This window comes from Teredinibacter franksiae (assembly GCF_014218805.1).
Lineage (GTDB): Bacteria > Pseudomonadota > Gammaproteobacteria > Pseudomonadales > Cellvibrionaceae > Teredinibacter > Teredinibacter franksiae.
Genome location: NZ_JACJUV010000001.1, coordinates 509,148 through 528,622, shown reverse-complemented (window position 1 = coordinate 528,622; position 19,475 = coordinate 509,148). Strand labels below are relative to the sequence as shown.

Genomic DNA, 19,475 nt, shown 5'->3' with positions numbered 1-19,475 from the left:
AGTCACGCTATAAAGACGTTCATCGGATAGCAGCGGGGCACGCAAAGGCGAAAAAGTGGATCCGTATCGGCATATAATTGAACAGCATATAGATGATGCTGCATTTCTTTGGGTGTTGCGCTCTGTTGCAGTAGATCAGCCCCATTACCTTACCAGCGATATCGTGTCGCTGGAGTCCCGCATCGATAAGCATCTTGATGGCATTCTTGCTTCCCTTAGTCGTGCGTGGCCATTGTGTTTGCGTGCAGCAGAATTTGAGGAGGGGGGCGAAGCGTTTCTGCTCGCTGTCACGGCTTTTCGTAGTCTCGAAGTGGAAAAAATAAAGCAGTCTGTCGACTTGGCGGTTGTCAACGATGCAACGTTTAAAGGGTTTGTGTCGGCGATGGGCTGGTTACCAGGAAAGCTCTGCCATGACTGGATTAAACGCTTTTTCACGAGCAAGGACCTTGCGCACAAACATCTAGCGATAGCGGCCTGTAGTGTAAGGCGGGAAGACCCAGCCGACTACCTCACCAGAATTTTAGAGCGAGAAGACTGTATAGCAGACCAGCCCCTGTACGCGCGAAGTATACGCATTGCGGGTGAACTTAAACGCCGGGATTTAATCGATAAGTTGGAAATTGCTCGATTATCCGACGACGATTGCATTCGCTTTTGGGCAATTTGGTCATTGGTTATGATGGGTAAATTACATCTGGCCTTGGAGTTGGAAGGCTTTGTTCATTCGCCTGGGCCTTTGCAGCAGAAAGCGATAGAGCTAGCGTTTAGAGTTTTGCCAATGGACACCGCACGCCAGTGGATATCGAATATGTCCAACAGCGATGAAAATGCGAGGGCCATTATTCGAGCAACCGGTGTGTTGGGTGACCCCCAGGCGATGCCATGGTTAATTGAAATGATGAAAACCCTGCGGGTGGCACGTGTAGCTGGAGAAGCCTTTTCTTTGATCTCAGGTATAGATTTAGAGGAGCACGATTTAGCTCTGGAAATCCCCAGTATAGAAACTCTGGAAGAAGACATGGACCCCGGAGAGATTAACGAAGACGAAAATTTGGCCTGGCCTTGTGTGGAAAAACTGGCAGTAGTTTGGCAGAAGTATGGCCAAGGCTTTAAGCTGGGTAATCGTTATTTTCTAGGTAAGCCTCTTAGTGATGACTTCCTGCGCACTACCGTTTTACATGGTTTTCAGCGTAGCCGCCATGCGGCTGCACTTGAACTGTCTATTCGCCATACCGGGCAGATACTTGTGAATACCAGCGCTAGCCATCCGTTTTAGGCGCTTGCACCTCAGTGGCTATGGGCATTTTACCCGGAGGAAGAGGGGTTACCGGGTCGAACAGATCACCAAACAGGCTGTGTAATCGCAGTTTCTGATGGCCTATTGCCTTTCCATCAAGATCTTTCCAGGGTACAACATATAGGATTTTTGGCAGCTCGGTGTTGCCTTTAATAAAAGTAGTATCTAATTCTACGCGGTCTTCAGCTGCGTGTAATAGGGCGCTGCTACTCAGCAGAGCGAATAATAATAAAATCATAATTTTCATGGATTACCCATCTCCCAAGGAGTATTTGAGCTGCTCTACCCAATTCAGTGTTTGCTCATCTTTATAGTCAATAAGGTTAAGGTAGGTTAAATAGTATTTGTATGCCTGCTGAATATTTTGATAATAAATGTCGTACAGCAGTGCAAGGTTGTAGTATGCCAATGCGTAGTCTTTGTTAAGCGCAACGGCCTGCGCAAATGCTTTTTCAGCAGCCTTAAATTCGTGCTTTTCCAGCTTTAGCAAACCTTCCAAATTGTAGAGTTTGGCGTCTTTATTGTTTAGGCTAAGTGCTTGCTGGAGAGAAGTTTCGGCTTTGTCGAAATTTTCAGTTTTATAATATACCAACGCAAGATTAAGTTTTACCGGGTAATAGCTGCCTTTTTTATCTAGCCGGGTAAGTGTTTTTATACTCTTTTTGTAATTCTCTTTTCCAATTTCTGTAATAGCATGCTGAAACTCCACTTTTTGTGATGCTGACAGCGTTCCGCTTTGTGTCGGCAACGTCGGTGCGTTGCTGGTTTGTTCTTGTGTTGGAGTTTGCTGTGGGGTCGTTCCGCAGCTGGATACCAACAGTGCGCACAACACTAATAATAGGAACCGAGGGTTCGCCAAAAACACATTATTCATTGTAAAACGCCTCTACTTTTACTTTACGATCAAACCGCACAGGGAAGAGCTCTATAAGCTTTTGATGGCTGGTTGAAATCCACTGGTCATAGGTGTCGTCTTTAACTCTTGAGAGATTTGTTTCATAAAACTCAATGGCTTTTTCCTCAAACGGAAACGCTTGGTCTTCCAGTAAAATATTGTATTGTTCCAGCTCGTCACCATTAAGGTGAGACGGTCTTTCCGATTCGAGTAGCGCCACACTAAAGGTTTGATAAATGTCGGCAATTTGAAACGTTGATTGGGTGGTAACCTCGCTGATTTTGTAGGCTGAGGCTTGGCCGTACAACTTTATAGCGGCTTGCATTTGCTTCTTTTTCTTCTTTAAATTTGTCGCTAAGGGCTCGACCAAGCGCGTACGGGTGAAGTCCTGTTTTTGCTGTTCTGCCAGATCCAGGACCGTGGAAGAAGCAATGAAATTAGTGCGATCAGTTTTTACGCGCTGACTTGCGCGTGCATCTGCATTTTTAATTTTGGTTTGCCAGAAGTAGCGTTTTTGTGAATCACGTTTTTGCTTGTAAAGCGCTGTTAAACGATGCATAGCCTCCATGTTTTGCGGGTACGGCTCTTTAAAGGCGTGCGCATATTCACGATAGGAACGAATGGCTGCATCTATATCTTTGCGCTCGTCGTATAGTTGGGCTGCCTGCCAGAGCGCCGCCATTTTAACTTCGCGACTTTCATCGCCACGTGCGAGCTGCTCAAATTGCTTTGCGGCTTTGTCTTTTTGGTTGGATTTAAGGTAGGCCACGGAGAGTTGGCGAGTGGCTTCTTTATTGTACTTATGTTTAGGGAAAAGCTGCTGAAAGCTTTCGTAATAAAAGATTGCGGAGCCCCAAAGTTCATTTGTTATCGACAGTGAAGCCGCATCGTATAAGCCCGTTGCGGCAACAGCAGACTGTGGGTAGCGCTGTACAATTCGACCAAAGTGATGCACAGCGGATTCTATATCGCCTTCGCTTTTGGCCTGCTCGCCTCGCTTGTAGATCGACAAGGCTATACTGTCTTGAACTTTTTTACGTTCACCAGAGGACAGTTTGTTCTCGGTGAGGAGGTCGGTAAATGCGGATTCCGCGCCGGTGTAGTCGCCGGAATCGAGAAAAGATCTTGCCTTAATGTTGCCGATCACGAAATCTTGCCGATTTTTTCCGCTAGGTTTATACAGTTGAGTTAGCTTAATGGCACGCTCGTAATCTTTTGCGGCGAAACTTAGTTGTGCAGCATTGGCAATAATATTTCCAACACCGGGATCTTCGGGGTATAGGCTCGCATAGCGATAGGCGTATTCGGTATGTTTGGCCAGCCAATTAGATTTACTTGCGCTTGTGGCTGTGTTGTAGAGTTCGTTGGAGAGTGTGGCTGTGGCATAAGCGGCCTTTTTATCAAGTACCAGTTCACCATCGTAGGCTGCTTCTTCATAGTAGCTAAGAGCTTGCCCTTTCATGCCGCCAGACGCGAGCAGGTCGCCATAGCGAGCGTAAATTTTGTCCTGCCGGGCGAAGTGCTCGTAGTGATTTATGTAGCGTGAGTACCATATGTTCGCACTATTGAAGTGTGCTTTTTTGCCGCTCTTTTGGTACTGACTGTGATGGAAGGCGGCTAGTTTTACAATGTAGTCGCGTAAGGTATTTTGAATTTCTTTCTGTGCAGAATTGTTGGGGTTTTCTTTCCAGTAGGCGGAAGTTGGATTATAGGCGGTATAGAGTACTTCTATTTGTTCGTGCAGGCGGTCGGTAAAATTACCCTGCTGCCAAATAGTAACCATGTTTAATTGTGCCAGCGGTGCTTCTACTGCACTTGGGTGATCCTCAACAAAGAGCTTCATGGTCTCTGCTGCATCGGAAAAACGTTCCTGCTTGACGTAAATGTCGGCCACTACCGTATAGGTATGGTAAAGGTATTTGAAATTGGTCTGGTCCGCAAAGTATTCGTTTAAGCTTCGGGCTCCGCGCAAATGTGAAAATACTAGGCCAATCGCTCGAAAATATTCGTCGAACTGATCGCGTTCGGTTTTGTTCAATTTCTCGATGTCGGCAAATCGGTGGTAAGTTAATGCTTGTAGGTAGTCGTCAACGGCCTCGTCATATAGCTCTTGCTTATAGCGTGTCCAGCCACGCTTAAAAAGTGATTTTTCGTAAAAGCGATCGTTGCTAGAGGTAAGAATTACTTCGGTATAGGCATCTTCGGCGGTTATATAGTCGCCGGAAACAAAGGCATGTTCGGCCAGCCGAAATTGAGCCTCCGCATAAAATGGCGACTCAGGATACTTGCTGACCAAGGTCTTTAGGTTGGCGACAGCTAAGTCACCGCGCCCGAGCTGGTCTTGGGTTCGTGAAAGTTGATACAGGGTGTTGTCATTGTTAGACGCATCGGGGAAATCACGCAATGAAGTGGACAGTAAATTAGCGGCTTTCTCCAGTGATTCGAGATATAACCTATCGGTAATGTCTTCGTTTTCATTAGAATCACTATCTGCGAGAATTTTATTGGTTAGGTTAAGCTCCATAGCGGCAATGCGATTAATAGCGGCCTGGCGGGATTGGTCTGCTTGTGAGGCGTTGCGAATATATTCGTAATAAGCTTTTTTTATTTCGGCTTCCGATTTTGGCTTTACGAACACCGTTGCATGGGTGTTTTTACTGTCGCTCACATCCAGTTCGGCCAGCGTGTGTTTTTTTTCATTAGTGGAGCAGCTCGTAATTGCGAGAGTTAGCACAAAAAAACAAGCTGTTCGGAGTTCTGTATTGAGCATAAGGTTAAACTGAATTTAGTTAATGGTGTCAAAAATTTTGGCTTGGCCGAATTGCGCTTGGCTCAAATAGCTTGTTAGTACGGTATTGGCCTTTTGCTGCCGGAGTCTGTCGACCATTGCGATTTTCTGACTATATTGCATGGCTAGCTTTTTAGCGTTTTTCCTTAGTGGCTTTGAAGTGTTCGGGTCTTTTTGTACGGATTCCAAAAGTTTGCTTCTGGCAATATAGGTTTGGGTTATCGCTGTATTGGATTTATCTTCAAAGAAGGCGGTGTTACCGGCCGATAGTTTTAGCAATAGCTGATTATAAAAAGCTATGGCGGCTTCGTAGTGGGCGGAAGCTAACGATTTTTCACCCATTTGTTCATGGGTGTAGGCAAACAAAAGGTGAGACTCTATAACCGGTAAAGAGTAATCTGTTTTTGCTTTAAGTATGCCAAAGGCATTGATTGCGCCTACGTAATCGCCTTGATTCAAAGCGCTTAAACCAATGCCAAGTAGCGCTTGGTCGGCGTACTGGCTTTCGATTTCCACATTCCGAAACGCTTCCCGCGCGTTGCGGTAAAATTCGTGTTGTAACTGATTGGAACCAAGCACTAGGTAAAGGCGGTTTTCAAATTCATCGGCGGGTTGAGAAAGTTTATTGCCTAGCGCCTTCTCTATACTGATTTTTGCGTCTGTCCACCAGCCCTGCCGTATATAGGCTACTGCGATGTTCAATAGGGCATGGTTATAGTATGCCGAAGTTTCAGCTATTGACTGGTAGTGCTTGATGGCGGCCCTATGATTTTTTTGGTTTTGCAGGGTTATGCCGAACATCAGTGTCGCATAATCGCTTTGTGAGTTCTCAAGTGCATTTCTGGATTCGATGCGAGTGAGAAATGTTTGGGCTTTTTGCCAATCACCCATATCAAAGTGGTGCATAGCCAAAAAATAGTTGAGTTTCGCTTGCGTGTAACTGTCGGCGTATTGTCGCGCATCGTTATAGAATATTTCGGCTACAGATGTGGCCTGTTGTTGAAGCAGATACTTGAAAAGAGTAATAAACTTCTCGTCATCAATGTTGGTGATTAGCCTGTTATGGTTGGCCGCAATAGTGGCTATGGCGTCAGCATTGTTTCCGGTGGACAGGGCAGACGTGAATGCGTGGAAGATATCGTCAAACGTGTTTTTAACCAGATTGCCTGATTTGAGTTTGTTTTTTTTGTACAGATAGTCCTCAAGCACAAAACGCTGATACTCCGCATTTAGGGCCGAGGAGGAGGTTGAAGTGGTATTAGCCTGTGTTGCCGTTGCCAGTACAAAAAAGGCGATGGCTGACCAAAAGCTGAGTAATTTCATAATGTTCTTTATACGTTATTAAGGCTGTAAAAGCGCCTAACGACAGGGCGGCATTATATTGCCGCCCGAGGTAAAGTGTTATGCGATCTCGTAGGTGAACTCGCCTTCTTCACTTGCCGCTATATGCACTTTTTCAATAGGCAGGTCTTCTGCCAGTCGTGAAAGGCACAAAGATGCCAATGCAGGCAACATAGAGCGTGAAATAATGTTTTCGATATTGCGCGCGCCAGTGTCTGTATCTTGGCAGCGTCCAACAATATGGAGAAGCACATCTTCGTCGTAGGAGAAGCTGGCTCCGTACTGTTCGCCTAATCGCTTGGCTATCTTGCGCATATTGATTTCAGAAATTTTCATCAGAATTTCGTCATCCAGCGGATAAAAAGGAATAATACTGGTTCGACCTAAAAACGCCGGTTTAAAGTAATTCAGCAATTGTGGTCTGAAATTGTCTAGTAACACATCGGGTTCTGGTTTTTCCTCACAGGAGGCGACCATTGCACGAATATGCTCTTCGCCAGCGTTGGAGGTCATGATAATCACTGTATTTCGGAAATCGATATCCCGGCCTTCGCCGTCTTTAATCGTGCCTTTGTCAAACAGGTTGTAGAACACGTCCTGCACGCCTGGGTGGGCTTTTTCCATTTCATCTAAAAGAACAACACTGTATGGGTTACGACGAACGGCTTCAGTGAGTACACCACCTTCACCATAACCAACATAACCGGGAGGAGAACCCAGCAGCATGGATACCTTATGCTCTTCCTTAAATTCGGACATGTTTATAGTTGTGAGGTTGTGCTCCCCACCGTATAGAAGGTCTGAAAGTGCCAGTGCCGTTTCAGTTTTACCCACACCGCTTGGGCCAACCATAAAAAAGACACCGATCGGTTTGCGGGGGTCTGTTAAACCGGCGCGTGACGTGCGGATAGACTGCGCGATACCTTCAAGTGCGTGATCTTGGCCAATGACACGCTCGCCAAGCATGTCTGTTAACTTCAGTACTTGCTGAATTTCGTTGGAAACCATTTTGCCGACGGGAATACCTGTCCAGTTGGCGACGACCTCGGCTATTGCCTGGCTGTCGACATTTACCTGAATCATGGGCGATTCTTCTTGAAGCCCATCAAGCTCTGCCATCAGTCCTTTAAGTTGGGCTTTGATTTCAGATTTCTCTTCGTCGGTAAGCGGTGTGTTCTTCTCTTCTGTATCTGTATCTTTACCGTTATTGTCGAGGTTGCGATGGAAGTCCGCTTCAATTTTTTCTTGCAAAGCGTGAATTTTCTCTACCATCTCGCTTTCGGCTTGCCATTGTTTTTCTTGTTTTTCCAAGAGAACAACTAATTCCTGCTTTTCGTTTTCCAGTTCAGCGATTCTTTCGTCACAATTACCCAAAGTGGCATTTTCGCGCTGAAGGGAAATAATATTGGTGTCGTTTAGGGTAATGCGTCTGCGCGTGTCTTCTACGGCGGCAGGGGTGGCGCTCTGGCTAAGTGAGACACGGGCGCAGGCGGTATCGAGTAGGCTCACCGATTTGTCCGGTAGTTGTCGCGCGGTAATGTATCGGCTAGACAGTTTTACCGAATCGACTATTGCTTCATCCATAATACGAACACGGTGGTGGGTTTGCAGCATTTCAGAAATTGCACGCATCATGCTTATGGCTTTATCTTCACTGGGTTCTTCTATTTTAACCACTTGGAAGCGTCGGGTGAGGGCTGGGTCTCGCTCGAAGTATTTTTTGTATTCGGCCCAAGTAGTGGCAGCAATGGTGCGTAGCTCGCCGCGAGCGAGTGCAGGTTTTAACAGGTTGGCTGCATCGCCTTGGCCTTCTTTGCCTCCAGCACCGATAAGCGTGTGGGCTTCATCGATAAACATGATAATGGGTTCTGGCGAGGCTTTAACTTCGGAAATAACCGATTTAAGACGGTTTTCGAATTCACCCTTAACACTAGCGCCAGCCTGAAGAAGGCCGAGATCCAAACTTCGTATGGTGACATTTCTCAAAGGCTTTGGCACGTCACCGGAAGCGATACGTAGTGCAAAACCTTCCACAACGGCGGTTTTACCTACACCGGCTTCACCGGTGAGAATGGGGTTGTTTTGGCGCCGACGGATAAGGATGTCGATAATCTGACGTATTTCTTCGTCGCGACCCAGCACCGGGTCGATCTTGCCTTTTTTTGCGGCTGCTGTGAGGTTTACCGTAAACTTGTCTAATGCGGGGGATTTGCTTGGGCCAATGGGTTCGCCGCTGGCGGTAGTGGGCGCAGTGGTATCGCCCGAAGCATACAAATTTTCAGATTCCTGCGTACTGCCAACAACTGAGCGAACAAGCTCACGCATTGATTCGGGTGCAATTTTTTCGAGTTCACTGGACGATGCAGCACCACCGCGCCGTAAATTTTCATCCAGTAAAAGTGCAGCCAATATGTGACCGGATGTTGCAACGGGGTGCCCGTATTCAACAGAGGCGAGTATCCAGGCGCTTTTAGCGAGGTCAACAATGGTGGGGGAGAGTGCAGCTCTGCGGGAGTTGCCGGATTTAATTTTATCCAGCTCCTGATTTAACTGTTGGTTGAGCTTGCCGCGATCTACTTCGAATTTTTCCAGCAGCGCGTTAAAATCGTTATTGGGTATTTCCAACAGTTTTAGTAGCCAGTGCTCAACTTCCACATTGTAGTGTGTGCGCGCCATGCAAAGGCCTGCGGCGCCTTCTAGTGCATTCCGTGCTTGATCGTTGAGTTTGCCCACCAGTGATTTTAAATCGATGTTGATCATTTTGCGGTCCTTAATAGTCTCTTATTTAACAGCTGGACGATATTTTTATATCCAGAACGGCGGTCTCGCTACTTTCTGGGCGAGAATCTGAAAGCCAGGTGCTCCACCCCATAATGGGGGGCGCCTTGGGGTTAAGTACAACCTTGTCTTGCAGGTTTGAGCGATTTACTTTAATTACAAATTCGAAGTCGTATTCCATGCCCAAATAAAAGCGGCTTAATTCATTGAGCGCGTTACAGCTGCGACTACCCGGCGCAAATTGGCGGTGTGCTTGCTGGCTGAGAGGGCCAACAATAATTTGTAATTTTCCCTGTGCGAACCAACCCTGGCTTCCCAGCATACTGGTTTGACCTAAGCGTGAGTTTTGCCCAAGAGGAAGCCCAGGCCCGGGAAGCCGTGTTCGAACATCGTCGATGAGCGGTTGCCACTGGCCAACAAACTCATTTACTTGAATGGGGACTTGAAAGTAGTGCTGTAGAATCTGTTTTAACCCTTTTGCCGTCTTCACCCGCTGACAGAGTAAACCGCTGTAAAAAATCAGCGATTCGTCGTGTAGTGATTGGCGGTTGGTTAAATGTCCGCTACTCAACCCCAGTAACGATAAAATCGCGAGGGTGTGATTATCAGATTGAACGTTAAGTGATTGTCTTTTGTCTCTTTCTAGCCGCTGGGTTTCATATTGCAGTGGTAATCGATACTTAATCGAAGCCTGATAAAACAAAGATGTGATGCGGTGATTGAAAAGGTTTAGAAAGCGGACAAAACTGGCATCTTTTTTTCGTAATCGTTGTATCGCAAGTTCACTGTAGTGGAAGGGCAGAATACCCATGGCTCCATTTAGGCCGATAAAATTCACCAGTACACGCCAGGTACTCGGTTTGTATGCTTGAGGCTCATCTTTAATGAGTTGAATATCTGACTCAGGAAAAGACAGTGACGAATTGCTTTCGAACCTTATCGATTCCCTTTCTGCTGGGGCGAATCTGCCAATAGTGCGTGTATTGCGATTTTCGCCAGCGCCAAAGTTGCGATAAGTAGACGCCCGCTCTAGCAGCCTCACCGCTTGAGTAAAACAGAATTGTCCTGGCTCACGAATGAGCCGGTCAATTACAGAAAAACTTTTTCGCCGGCTCTTGGTGGACATTTTTTTAAATAATCATCTTTGTTTTTAAGTTTAACGAGTACCCGAGTAAATGAATTTACTGAGCAATAAACGGCAAAAAAGTGTTCCAGTACGCTGGCGTATAAAAAGCTACTACTGCCAGTCAGTAGGGCGTTATCGAGTAGTATATCTATCTCCACACCACGACACATAGTGGTGTGGCCATTAATGGGTAGTGGCGCACTAATGGCATGGGCATCAACGGCCAAAATGGAATCGATGAGTGCGCGAGAAACTGATGTTTCAGTAAAATCGTAAAGTCGTAATATTTCTTTTAAGGCGTCTGCTGCTTTGCCACCACCGGTTAATGACAGGTGGTTTAAATTCAGGTGCGATAGTAATCGCCATCGAGCATGATTTTTTAACGGTGGACGAATAACTGGTGTAGGTTTTGTAAGGCATCGAATCTTGGAGCAGGGTGGCGCGCTGTTGCTGCACTGCAATTTGGGTTGGTCTACACCAAAAGGTAGTTTGGTTGGCAGGTCTCTGTTACTGCAAACGGCTTCAATTGACAGTGTGCGATCGTGTGGAATATTGGGGTTAAACTCTAGGTCCACTAAATTGAGGTATACATCGGTACCTTCGTCGCGCTCGCCAAAGCCCGATTTTGCCGGTCGGCGGGTAGCGAACCAGTAGGCATGGTCTGCAGGGTCTTTATGTTCATGCCTAATACCGTAAAAAGGTAAATAGTCTGTTTTGTCGCCACTGGATGTGGAGGCAACAACTTTTTCAACAGACTGAACTTCAAAGCCTTTTGGCCTGCGCGAATCGGGTAGTAAATGGTATTCCGTCTGGGTGTGGTCAAGTTTAATCGGGTCGCATTTTAAGCTAAAAATATTTACTGCGGGCGTTGCGCCCAGCACAAATGTTTTTTCACTAATATTGTGTTCCAGCTCGATATTACTGTCTTTGAGATAAATGTAAATGTCCAGTTGATCACTGGCGTTCTCTGGAAGGTGTTTAGATAGATTGCATATGTCGATAAACATAAATTTATCGGGGAAAGCAAAATACTCGGTTAAGAGACGGTAGCCTAGAAATGAATTTTCTGGATAGGAAAGTAAACCTTCGTTCTCGGTAAAGCCTACCGGCTGTAGTGCCGTACTGTCGAGGTAGGTGGGCTGTAAATCGTCTTCAGACCCAGTAAGTACAATTTGGTGTGTTTCCCTAAGCAACATTTGGTAAAGCGGGTGAACATGTTGAGGTTGCCCTTTAAGGTAAAGGCGTAGCTTATCTAGGCCAATGTCTTTAATTTCAATATCGCTGTTAAACGTTTTAATACTCAATTTGAGTACACTGGCACAGTTAGACATTTTGTCGGCGCCAGGCGTTAGAAACGGCCGGCCAATGAGCGTCGCTTTGGTGATTTCTATGGGGTATAGCTCAACGGGGTAGCAGGTAGAAAAACGGCAATTTTCACCCTGAAAATACTCTGTTTCAATTTCGGTGTCTTTTTCTACAGTGTATTTGCTCTCGAGCTGTTCTTGATCGGCTGTAAATTCCACCATGGTAAGTGATGGAATAGGGCGAAGGTAATGTGGGAAAACGACGTTTAGCAGGGCGTCGGTAAGCTCTGGGAAATCGTCATCTAGCTTATGCTGTATGCGCGCGTTTAGATAAGCGAAGCTTTCGACAAGTCTGGAGACATGTGGGTCTTCAATGGTGTCGTTATTGATCCCCAAGCGACCCGCTATTTTTGGGTTTTCGCGAGAAAACTCCGAGCCCATCTGGCGAATAAACGCTAGTTCTTTTTCATAATAGGGCAGCAATTCATCAGACATGGTTGGATTCCTCAATATTGACTGTGCGGGAAACCGGTTCGAGTACAGAGTCGAAAACAATCACTTCCGGTGAAGGGTCGGCGTAGATGGTTGCATCTATTCTAAAACGTAGGGTGCGGTCACTGCTGTCTGGGTTTTCTTGGTAATTCACGTTCACTGTTTTAAAACGAGGCTCGTAGCGTTTTAGCAGGCCTTCTAGGTTTCGCGTAAATTCGCGGCGTTTGGCCAAGTCGGTGATGTTGACTGTGGCTAGGTCGGCTAATCCGTAATTCAAAATGGAGCTTTCCAATTGTGTCAGTTCTTCTGGTGGCGAAATAATGCGATAGCGAGTGTTGAGCAGGCTTTCCAGATCGCGCTTTACACTCTTACGTAGATCCCTTAGCTGTTGGTGTTTGCTGGGTTCAACTTCCTGAGTGCTTCTTGGATCGCTGTCAATTAGCCTATCGAGAATTGACGGACGCAAATTTTTATTTTTATCTATTCTGGCCAACGGGTAGTCCTCACTTAACTCGATTGCACTAATTCGGTTACTAACTCGAGCTCAGAAACCATTTGGTCTACTTGGTAGTGGGGCACCAGATGTATAACACACAGATACTTTCCGGGTTTTTCCGGGTGTTCCCGTACGTTTACATCGGCTTCGCGCAACGGATAACGTGCTTGCTGCTCCCACTCTAGGTCGTGTCGGCCGGTGGTGTATTTTATCAGCCAGCTGCGCAAAAAAGTTTGGCATTCTTCGGCCGACATAAATGAGCCTACTTTATCGCGGATCATGACTTTGATGTAGTGTGCTACCCGCGAGGCACATAATACGTGTTGCAGCATGGTAGATAATTTAAAGTTAATCGCCTGCTGACTGCGTTTGTTTTTAGGTTGTACTTGCACAGATTGGTTGCTATAAAACGCTGTAAAGGGTGTGTTGTAGCAACTGCACAATGGAACCATACCCAATTCGCTTACTTCTCGTTCTAGCGAATCGGTGATTAGAATATCGGTTACTGGCTTGTAGGCAATGCCGTCACCATCGGTGGTAAATTCATCTAGAGGCAAATTGGTTACCAAGCCACCACCAAGAAGATCGCGTGGAACGCCGCGAATATGCCCAAACCAGCCAACGCTTGCGAACTCACGAATTAAAATACCGCCGAAGGCATAAGCGGCATTGCCCCATAGGTAGGACTCCTGAGTATCGCCGGTTATGTTTTCACGAAATGTGAGCCCTTTATAACTGCCGTGCGTTTTTTGATAGGGTGTGCGCATTAAAATTTTGGGTAGGGTTAGGCCAATAAAACGGGCCTCTTGTTTTTCGCGCAGGCTACGCCAGCGAATATACTCCTGCTGTGCATAGATATCGGCTAATGGGGTGCCCTGACCAAGCTCCGAAAAGGTGTCTGCTCCCAGTAATTCAGGGGTTGCACTGAGAACGAAGGGCGTAAAAGCTGCTGAGCCGATATCGGCGAGGCCGCTCAGTGTGGCAATGTCATCATGTGGGGATTTGGCTGTGGTTTTATGCGTAATTTCATAGTCACCGATAATGACACCGTAAGGTTCGCCACCGGGAGTGCCGTATTCTTCGCTGTAAATTTTGTTATACAGCTGGCTTTGGTCAAAATCGAGCGTGCGCTCAATATCCTTACTGACTTCCGACCATTTTGCATCTAGCGTTTTAATTTTGAGGTTGCGAATCCCTTCGGCCTGAATAACTAAATACCACAAGCCCCGCCAAGAGGCTTCCAACTTTTTAAAATTCGAATGATGGATGATGGCGTTAAGTTGACTATTTAATTGCTCGTCAATATGGGCAATGGCCTGGTCTATGCTGTGCCATATATCTTCTGTGCTGGTTATGGGGTTGGAGCAGTATTCGTTTAGGAAGTAGCTCAAGCCTTTAACCGCATTGTTTTCGGCGAGAAACGCTTGTAGAGAAACGATATGCGGGCTGGAGCTGCACAGTTCCTCGAGGTCGATGGCGCTGGGTGGCGCTGAGCTTGATAATGGTAGAGATGGTGCGGTCACAAACTACAATCCTGATCATTCCGCAAATAAGGGAGCCAAAAGGCTCCCTTGTGCATACAGTAAGCCGATGCGTTATTACCCAACCTTGGGTATGTTGGCTACTAGGCGGAGAGACGCAGTAAGTTCTTCCATTTGTAACCACGGGCGAAGATAAGCCACTGCGTTAAACACGCCGGGTTGGCCTGGTACTTCTTTTACTTCCACTCTCGCTTCAGCTAAAGGATATTTGGCTTTCATTTCGGCACTGGCGCCGGGCGTGCCGTTAACGTATTGGCTAAGCCAGGTGTTCAGCCAGCGTTCGGCTTCGTCGGCTTCCATAAAGGAGCCAATCTTGTCGCGTGCCATAACTTTTAAGAAATGGGCAATGCGCGATGTAGCCATAATGTAAGGCAGGCGCGCAGAAATGGCTGCGTTGCCGGAAGCATCGGGATCGTCGAATTTTTTCGGCTTTTGTGTGGTTTGAGCACCAAAGAATACCGCGTAGTCTGTATTTTTGTAGTGACACAAAGGCAGGAAGCCCAATTTGCTAAGCTCAGCTTCACGACGGTCGGTAATACCGATTTCGGTGGGGCACTTCTGATCGGCATCGCCGTCATCACTCATAAATACGTGGCTGGGTAAACCTTCTACCTTACCACCGCCCTCAGCACCGCGAATGGTGGTACACCATCCGTAATTTGCGAATGCCTTGGTGAGCGTTGTACCTAATGTGTAGGCAGCGTTCATCCAGCAGTAGGAGTCGTGCTCGCTTTCTAGGTGCTTGCCGTCTGCGGTTACGTTGGCTTCTTCGAAGTTAAATTCTTCCACCGGCTTGGTGGCCTCACCGTAGGGGAGGCGAGCGAGTGTGCGAGGCATGGTTAACGTAACAAAACGGGAGTCTTCGCTTTCACGGAAGCTGCGCCATTGAATGTATTCTGCAGATTCGAAAATCTTTTCTAAATCACGAGGCTTGGAAAGCTCGGTGAAAGATTCAAAACCAAACATTTCTGGGGCTGTTGCCGAAACGAACGGACAAAAACCTGCCGCCGCAACGTTAGACATTTTTGAGAGCAGGGAAAGGTCATCTGGGTGCGCGGAGAAGTCGTAGTCACCAATGAGCGCGGCGTAAGGCTCACCGCCGGCGGTGCCAAATTCGCTTTCGTAAATTTTCTTGAAGATTTGGCTTTGGTCAAACTCAACCGCTTTTTCCAAATCTCGAGTAAGCTCTTTTTTACTGATATTCATAACGCGCATTTTAAGTTGCGAGCTTGTTTCGGAGTTCATAACCAGATATTGCAGGCCGCGCCAGGAGCCCTCTAGCTTCTGAAATTTTTCACTGTGCATGATTGCGCACAACTGGTCGGACATAACTTTGTCGATGGCTGCAATAGCCGAACTAATGGTAATGCTCAGGTTTTTATCCCATTTCACAGTACCTTTGGTCGCTTCTTTTGTGAGCGTTTTTAACAGTTCTTCCGTTTCGTTGCGAGGCGTTTGCTTAGTGGCAGATATAGCCTGCTCGAGAAAGCTCGCTTCGGTCGCTTCTGCTGCACCGGCTTCTTGCGACTCAAGTTGTTCTTCGTTATTCGCCATCTTTGGCATCCTCTTCTTCTACGCCCAGCTCACCAGACAAGCTGCTTAATGATGCGGTATTGCTCAAAATTTCTTCTAGCACATTTTCCAGGTCTTCGGAGCGATCTGCTTTGGTTAACAGGTCACGGAGCTGGTTGCGGGTTTCCATGAGCTTTTTTAATGGATCAATCTGCTCAACCAGCTTTTGTGGTTCGAAATCTTCCATGCTATTAAAGCTAAGGCTGGTAGACATTTCGCTGCCATCGCCCTCGAGTGTATTTTCAACCTTGAGGTTTAACTGGGGGTTGGTTTTACTCATTAGCTCATTAAAATTATCTCGATCCACCTGGGCGAATTTACGATCTTTTAGGGCTTTTTTACCTTCGGTGTTGTCACCGGAGTAATCACCCATTACACCCATTACAAATGGGAGTTCTTTCTCAACGACGGCACCACTGGTTTCCAAGTCGTAGGTAATGTGCACGCGGGCTTTCCTTACACGCCCAAGTTTATCTTGTATACTTTCTGACATTGTCAATAATCTCCAGGTTGGAATTTGTGTTAGTCGTCATCCGCAAGTACGCCGGTCAGCTCGCTGTAATGGCTTCTGGAGGATGAGTCCGGTATAAGTTCGAGAATAAGTTCGTTAAGTGGCATTTGGCCCCATTTAACTGCTTTTTGTAACACATAAGAGACCGGTGAGTGGGGTTCTGTTTTACGAAAAAACTCTGCGATTTCGTGCAGTTGTTTAAATGCTGCTTCGCGGTTATTAATTTGAGCAGGAACACCAGCCTTCGTTGCGGCGGGTGTGCCATCTTCCGTTTCTACAGTCTCTTCGTTCTCTACCGGCTCTTCTTGAATGGCGAGTTTGTCTCGAGCTAGGTGGTTGATCGCGCCGAGACAGTCTTCGAGCACCTCTAAAATGGTGCGGGTAGGTGGTGCGTCGAAAGCACCGCAGTGTTCATCAAGAAGGGTGCTTGCTTTTCTATATTGCTCAATGGCCACATTGAGGTCATCGCGCATATCTTCATAAAATTGGTTATCGGTTTCACGAACGGCGGTTTCAATGTTGTCGAGGCTAAACCCGAGCTTTTCTATTTTTGCCTGCTTGGCTTTTTCGTCCGGTAACTTTTGGCACTCCAGTGCTTGCTGGTATTCCCAATAGGTAAAAGGGCCAACGGAATTGCCGCCGGTAATTATGGTTTTACGAATGGGCGCGATCAAAACACCTTCTGCACCTTCGCCGTTTAAGCCAGCGAGACAGGCAACCCGCGTTTCCAAGCCATCTTCATCAGGCATGGGGTGCAGGTTGTCCCAAAAATTTTCAACAAGGCCATGAATAATGCTGAAACCATCGCGCAAGCCTTGAAAGCCGTTTGCACGCAACGCCGACTCGGTAAGCCAGCAGGCTACTTCAAGGTCTTTGGATTGGTTGAGCAAAATGTTGGGGGCGTTGGTACGAATGGTACGCCAGTGCTCGTCGGCTTCAGATGTATTGCCATCGTGAATGCTGTTTCTTTCAGCGGCACGGGCAGAGCTTCGAGCAAGTTTAATTGTTTGGTATAAAGAAGTAGGGGATGCATCTAAACGAACGTCTACACCGGTATTCACCTCCCCATCAATGGGTGTGAGTATCTGATCAAGATCAAAGAGTGCGGCGGATGTCATTTTTCTTCCTTACGTGTCCTGCGTGACGTCAGGGCGGTTTTCTTATTTCTTCCTTGGCGCATTTTGTATTAGTTACCCATATAAAAGCAAGTGCAACCAATGTGCTGTGTATATAAAAGAACAAACAGCCCAATCTGTGAATTAAGGGCGCATAAGGCAACTTAATGGCATGCAAATTAACGGTTTTGTTTGTATGGCAGCCGCAGCAAGGTAAAGCGTACATGAATGAAAAATGCAGGGGTAGGTGATTAAGACTGTTTTTTTATTTACTGCTCGGTCTTTTATGCAACTAATAAATGCTTATAAATCAATTGTGTGCGGAGGTTTTTGGTATCGCCTGCATTGGCTGGAGCGAGAATGGTTTCATGTGTTAACGTACCTATTTCCGGTCTTTTTGTGTTTTTGTTGACGGTTTCGGTGCTCTAAGCGAGCGCTGGCGGCCAACTTTGTTTTGAATAGCGTTCTGCCACAGAATATACTGGGGTGGCATGTAGAACAGGAGTTCGTGCGAGAAGTTTAATTGTGTAACTTGTGATTCGTTTCACGTATTTCGCTTGCATAATGGCGCAATAGCCGGGTCCGGTTTTCGCAATTAATGATATTTTCTATAGAAAAAAATACGGAAGTCATTAGATGGTATTAAAAGTGGAGGTAGTCGAGTCGCCTCAGGGAGCGGTAATTTCCGAGGCGAGTAAAACTATTTCGGAGCAGGGTGGCTCTTTCGGTCGAGGTGAAAATAACTCTTGGGTCTTGGATGATCCCGAGCGATTTTTGTCTAGCAGACATTGTGAATTTTCCTATGAGGCTGGTCAGTATTACCTCACCGATGTGAGTACCAACGGTACGTTTATGAATGGTTCCCCAGAGCCCCTGGGCCGTGGATCCAAAGTTCAGCTCCAAAATGGTGATAAAATAGAGTTGGGTGAGTACAAATTTGCTGTTCAACTGGATTCAGCCAGTTCAGATTTTGTTGGTGATTCAGGCCTGGACCCGTTCTCTAGCCCGGCCTCCCCGTTTGATTCTGCGCCGCTCCCACTCGATACCGGTTCCGACCCACTGGCTTTTGGCAATAGTTTTGGTACAAATGACGGCGGAGCTCCCAGCGATCTGGGAGCGATTGAAACCGACCCATTGGCCGCGCTCGACAAAGTGGCTGCCGACCCTTTCAGCGCAGCTTCTACGCCATTTGAGCCTGGATTAAGTCTTAATCCGGATGCGCCAGCCGAGTCATTTCCTTATGGCCAGAACACTTTTTCAGACAACGCCGACCCAATGGCGGGCTCGTTTGAGTTGCCGGCGGCTGCGGGCAGCGTAATTCCCGAAGATTGGGAAGATGATCTCGGTATGGCGTCCCCGCCCACAGCGGCACCTATACAGTTGGAAGCCGAACCTCCAAGGCCGCAGCCACCTCAGCCTAAACCAGCCGCACGGCCCCGGCCCGCTGCAGCAAGGGCGGCACGGCGCGATATCTCGCAACCGAATCACGTGGTACGAAAAACGCCAAAAACCAAACCCGTACCCCCGCAGGCTGCGCCTAAGCCTGCCGCTAAAAAGGCCTCGCAAGCGGTTGCGCTGGAGCGTCACACGGGTAAAACCCTACTCGATGCCATGGGGTTAGACGCGCAAAGCCTGTCGGCGAAGGAGCAGGTAGAGATGGCGGGTATTATTGGCGAGCTCATGCCCGTGGTTGTAGAGGGTATGATGCGAGTGTTACGTTCACGTGCCAGTATCAAGAATGAATTTCGAATGAATGTTACAACCATTCAGCCCATCGAAAATAATCCGCTCAAATTTTCGGCGGATGCGCATGAAGCGCTGGAAAACATGTTCATTCGCAAGAGCAAAGCCTATAAAGGGCCGGTGGAGTCTTTTTCCGAGGGCTTTAACGCGATTGCAGAGCACCAGGTGGCCATTATTGCGGGTATTAGAGCCGCTTTTTCCAAAATGATTGAACATTTCGACCCTGGAGCGTTGGAAGGTCAATTTGATAAACAAAACAAGGGCGTAGTAATTCCTGGTATGCAAAAGGCGCGGTATTGGGCGAGCTACACCGATTATTACCAGAGTTTTATCGACAACATGGAGCAGTCGTTTCAGAATCTATTTGGCGATGAATTTGTACGCGCTTACGAAGACCAGCTGTTTCAGTTAATGTCAGCACGAAATAACGAAGACAAATAAAACAAGCCGGGTAATAACGGCCGTTAGCTAAAATT

General features: G+C 47.0%; 14 protein-coding genes. 2 read left to right on the top strand and 12 right to left on the bottom strand.

The features are described from left to right. Window positions 1–55: 55 nt before the first annotated feature. Window positions 56–1,276, top strand: a complete 1,221-nt coding sequence (locus H5336_RS02115; RefSeq protein WP_185230970.1) for a TIGR02270 family protein — start codon at window positions 56–58, stop codon at window positions 1,274–1,276. Here the strand turns inward: H5336_RS02115 and H5336_RS02110 are convergent. From H5336_RS02110 to tssA, 12 genes are all read right to left on the bottom strand, one after another. Beyond that, window positions 1,260–1,544 (bottom strand): hypothetical protein, encoded by a 285-nt coding sequence (locus tag H5336_RS02110; protein ID WP_185230968.1) that lies wholly within the window; start codon window positions 1,542–1,544, stop codon window positions 1,260–1,262. The genes H5336_RS02115 and H5336_RS02110 overlap by 17 nt on opposite strands. A gap of 3 nt (window positions 1,545–1,547) precedes the next feature. Further along, on the bottom strand, window positions 1,548–2,171 hold the full coding sequence (locus tag H5336_RS02105; protein WP_185230966.1) for a tetratricopeptide repeat protein: 624 nt from the start codon (window positions 2,169–2,171) through the stop codon (window positions 1,548–1,550). Then, window positions 2,164–4,926 carry a tetratricopeptide repeat protein gene (locus H5336_RS02100; protein ID WP_313555818.1) on the bottom strand — a complete coding sequence of 921 codons (2,763 nt, stop codon included), beginning with the start codon at window positions 4,924–4,926 and terminating at the stop codon, window positions 2,164–2,166. Before H5336_RS02100 ends, H5336_RS02105 begins: the two co-directional genes overlap by 8 nt. A 51-nt stretch (window positions 4,927–4,977) precedes the next feature. Next, complete coding sequence (locus H5336_RS02095) at window positions 4,978–6,303, bottom strand: tetratricopeptide repeat protein (RefSeq protein ID WP_185230961.1); 1,326 nt, start codon at window positions 6,301–6,303, stop codon at window positions 4,978–4,980. Window positions 6,304–6,381: 78 nt separating this feature from the next. Beyond that, on the bottom strand, window positions 6,382–9,081 hold the full coding sequence (gene tssH, locus H5336_RS02090; protein ID WP_185230959.1) for a type VI secretion system ATPase TssH: 2,700 nt from the start codon (window positions 9,079–9,081) through the stop codon (window positions 6,382–6,384). A gap of 25 nt (window positions 9,082–9,106) precedes the next feature. Then, a complete protein-coding gene (gene tssG, locus H5336_RS02085; RefSeq protein ID WP_185230957.1) occupies window positions 9,107–10,225 on the bottom strand; it encodes a type VI secretion system baseplate subunit TssG in 1,119 nt (372 codons plus the stop codon). Further along, window positions 10,189–12,024, bottom strand: coding sequence for a type VI secretion system baseplate subunit TssF (gene tssF, locus H5336_RS02080; RefSeq protein ID WP_185230955.1), 1,836 nt, complete (start codon window positions 12,022–12,024; stop codon window positions 10,189–10,191). The genes tssG and tssF overlap by 37 nt, the downstream gene beginning before the upstream one ends. Next, window positions 12,017–12,514, bottom strand: coding sequence for a type VI secretion system baseplate subunit TssE (tssE, locus tag H5336_RS02075; RefSeq protein ID WP_185230953.1), 498 nt, complete (start codon window positions 12,512–12,514; stop codon window positions 12,017–12,019). The genes tssF and tssE overlap by 8 nt, the downstream gene beginning before the upstream one ends. Window positions 12,515–12,528: 14 nt before the next feature. Next, window positions 12,529–14,040, bottom strand: coding sequence for a type VI secretion system contractile sheath large subunit (gene tssC, locus H5336_RS02070; protein ID WP_376766511.1), 1,512 nt, complete (start codon window positions 14,038–14,040; stop codon window positions 12,529–12,531). A 75-nt stretch (window positions 14,041–14,115) separates the two neighbouring features. Then, window positions 14,116–15,612, bottom strand: a complete 1,497-nt coding sequence (tssC, locus tag H5336_RS02065; RefSeq protein WP_185230951.1) for a type VI secretion system contractile sheath large subunit — start codon at window positions 15,610–15,612, stop codon at window positions 14,116–14,118. Beyond that, window positions 15,602–16,123: a type VI secretion system contractile sheath small subunit gene (gene tssB / locus H5336_RS02060; protein ID WP_185230949.1), complete on the bottom strand. Its 522-nt coding sequence runs from the start codon at window positions 16,121–16,123 to the stop codon at window positions 15,602–15,604. Before tssB ends, tssC (H5336_RS02065) begins: the two co-directional genes overlap by 11 nt. A gap of 29 nt (window positions 16,124–16,152) precedes the next feature. Then, window positions 16,153–17,259, bottom strand: coding sequence for a type VI secretion system protein TssA (tssA, locus tag H5336_RS02055; RefSeq protein ID WP_185230947.1), 1,107 nt, complete (start codon window positions 17,257–17,259; stop codon window positions 16,153–16,155). A 633-nt stretch (window positions 17,260–17,892) separates the two neighbouring features. Here tssA and tagH point away from each other — a divergent pair. Next, on the top strand, window positions 17,893–19,440 hold the full coding sequence (tagH, locus tag H5336_RS02050) for a type VI secretion system-associated FHA domain protein TagH (RefSeq protein ID WP_185230945.1): 1,548 nt from the start codon (window positions 17,893–17,895) through the stop codon (window positions 19,438–19,440). Window positions 19,441–19,475: the final 35 nt, after the last annotated feature.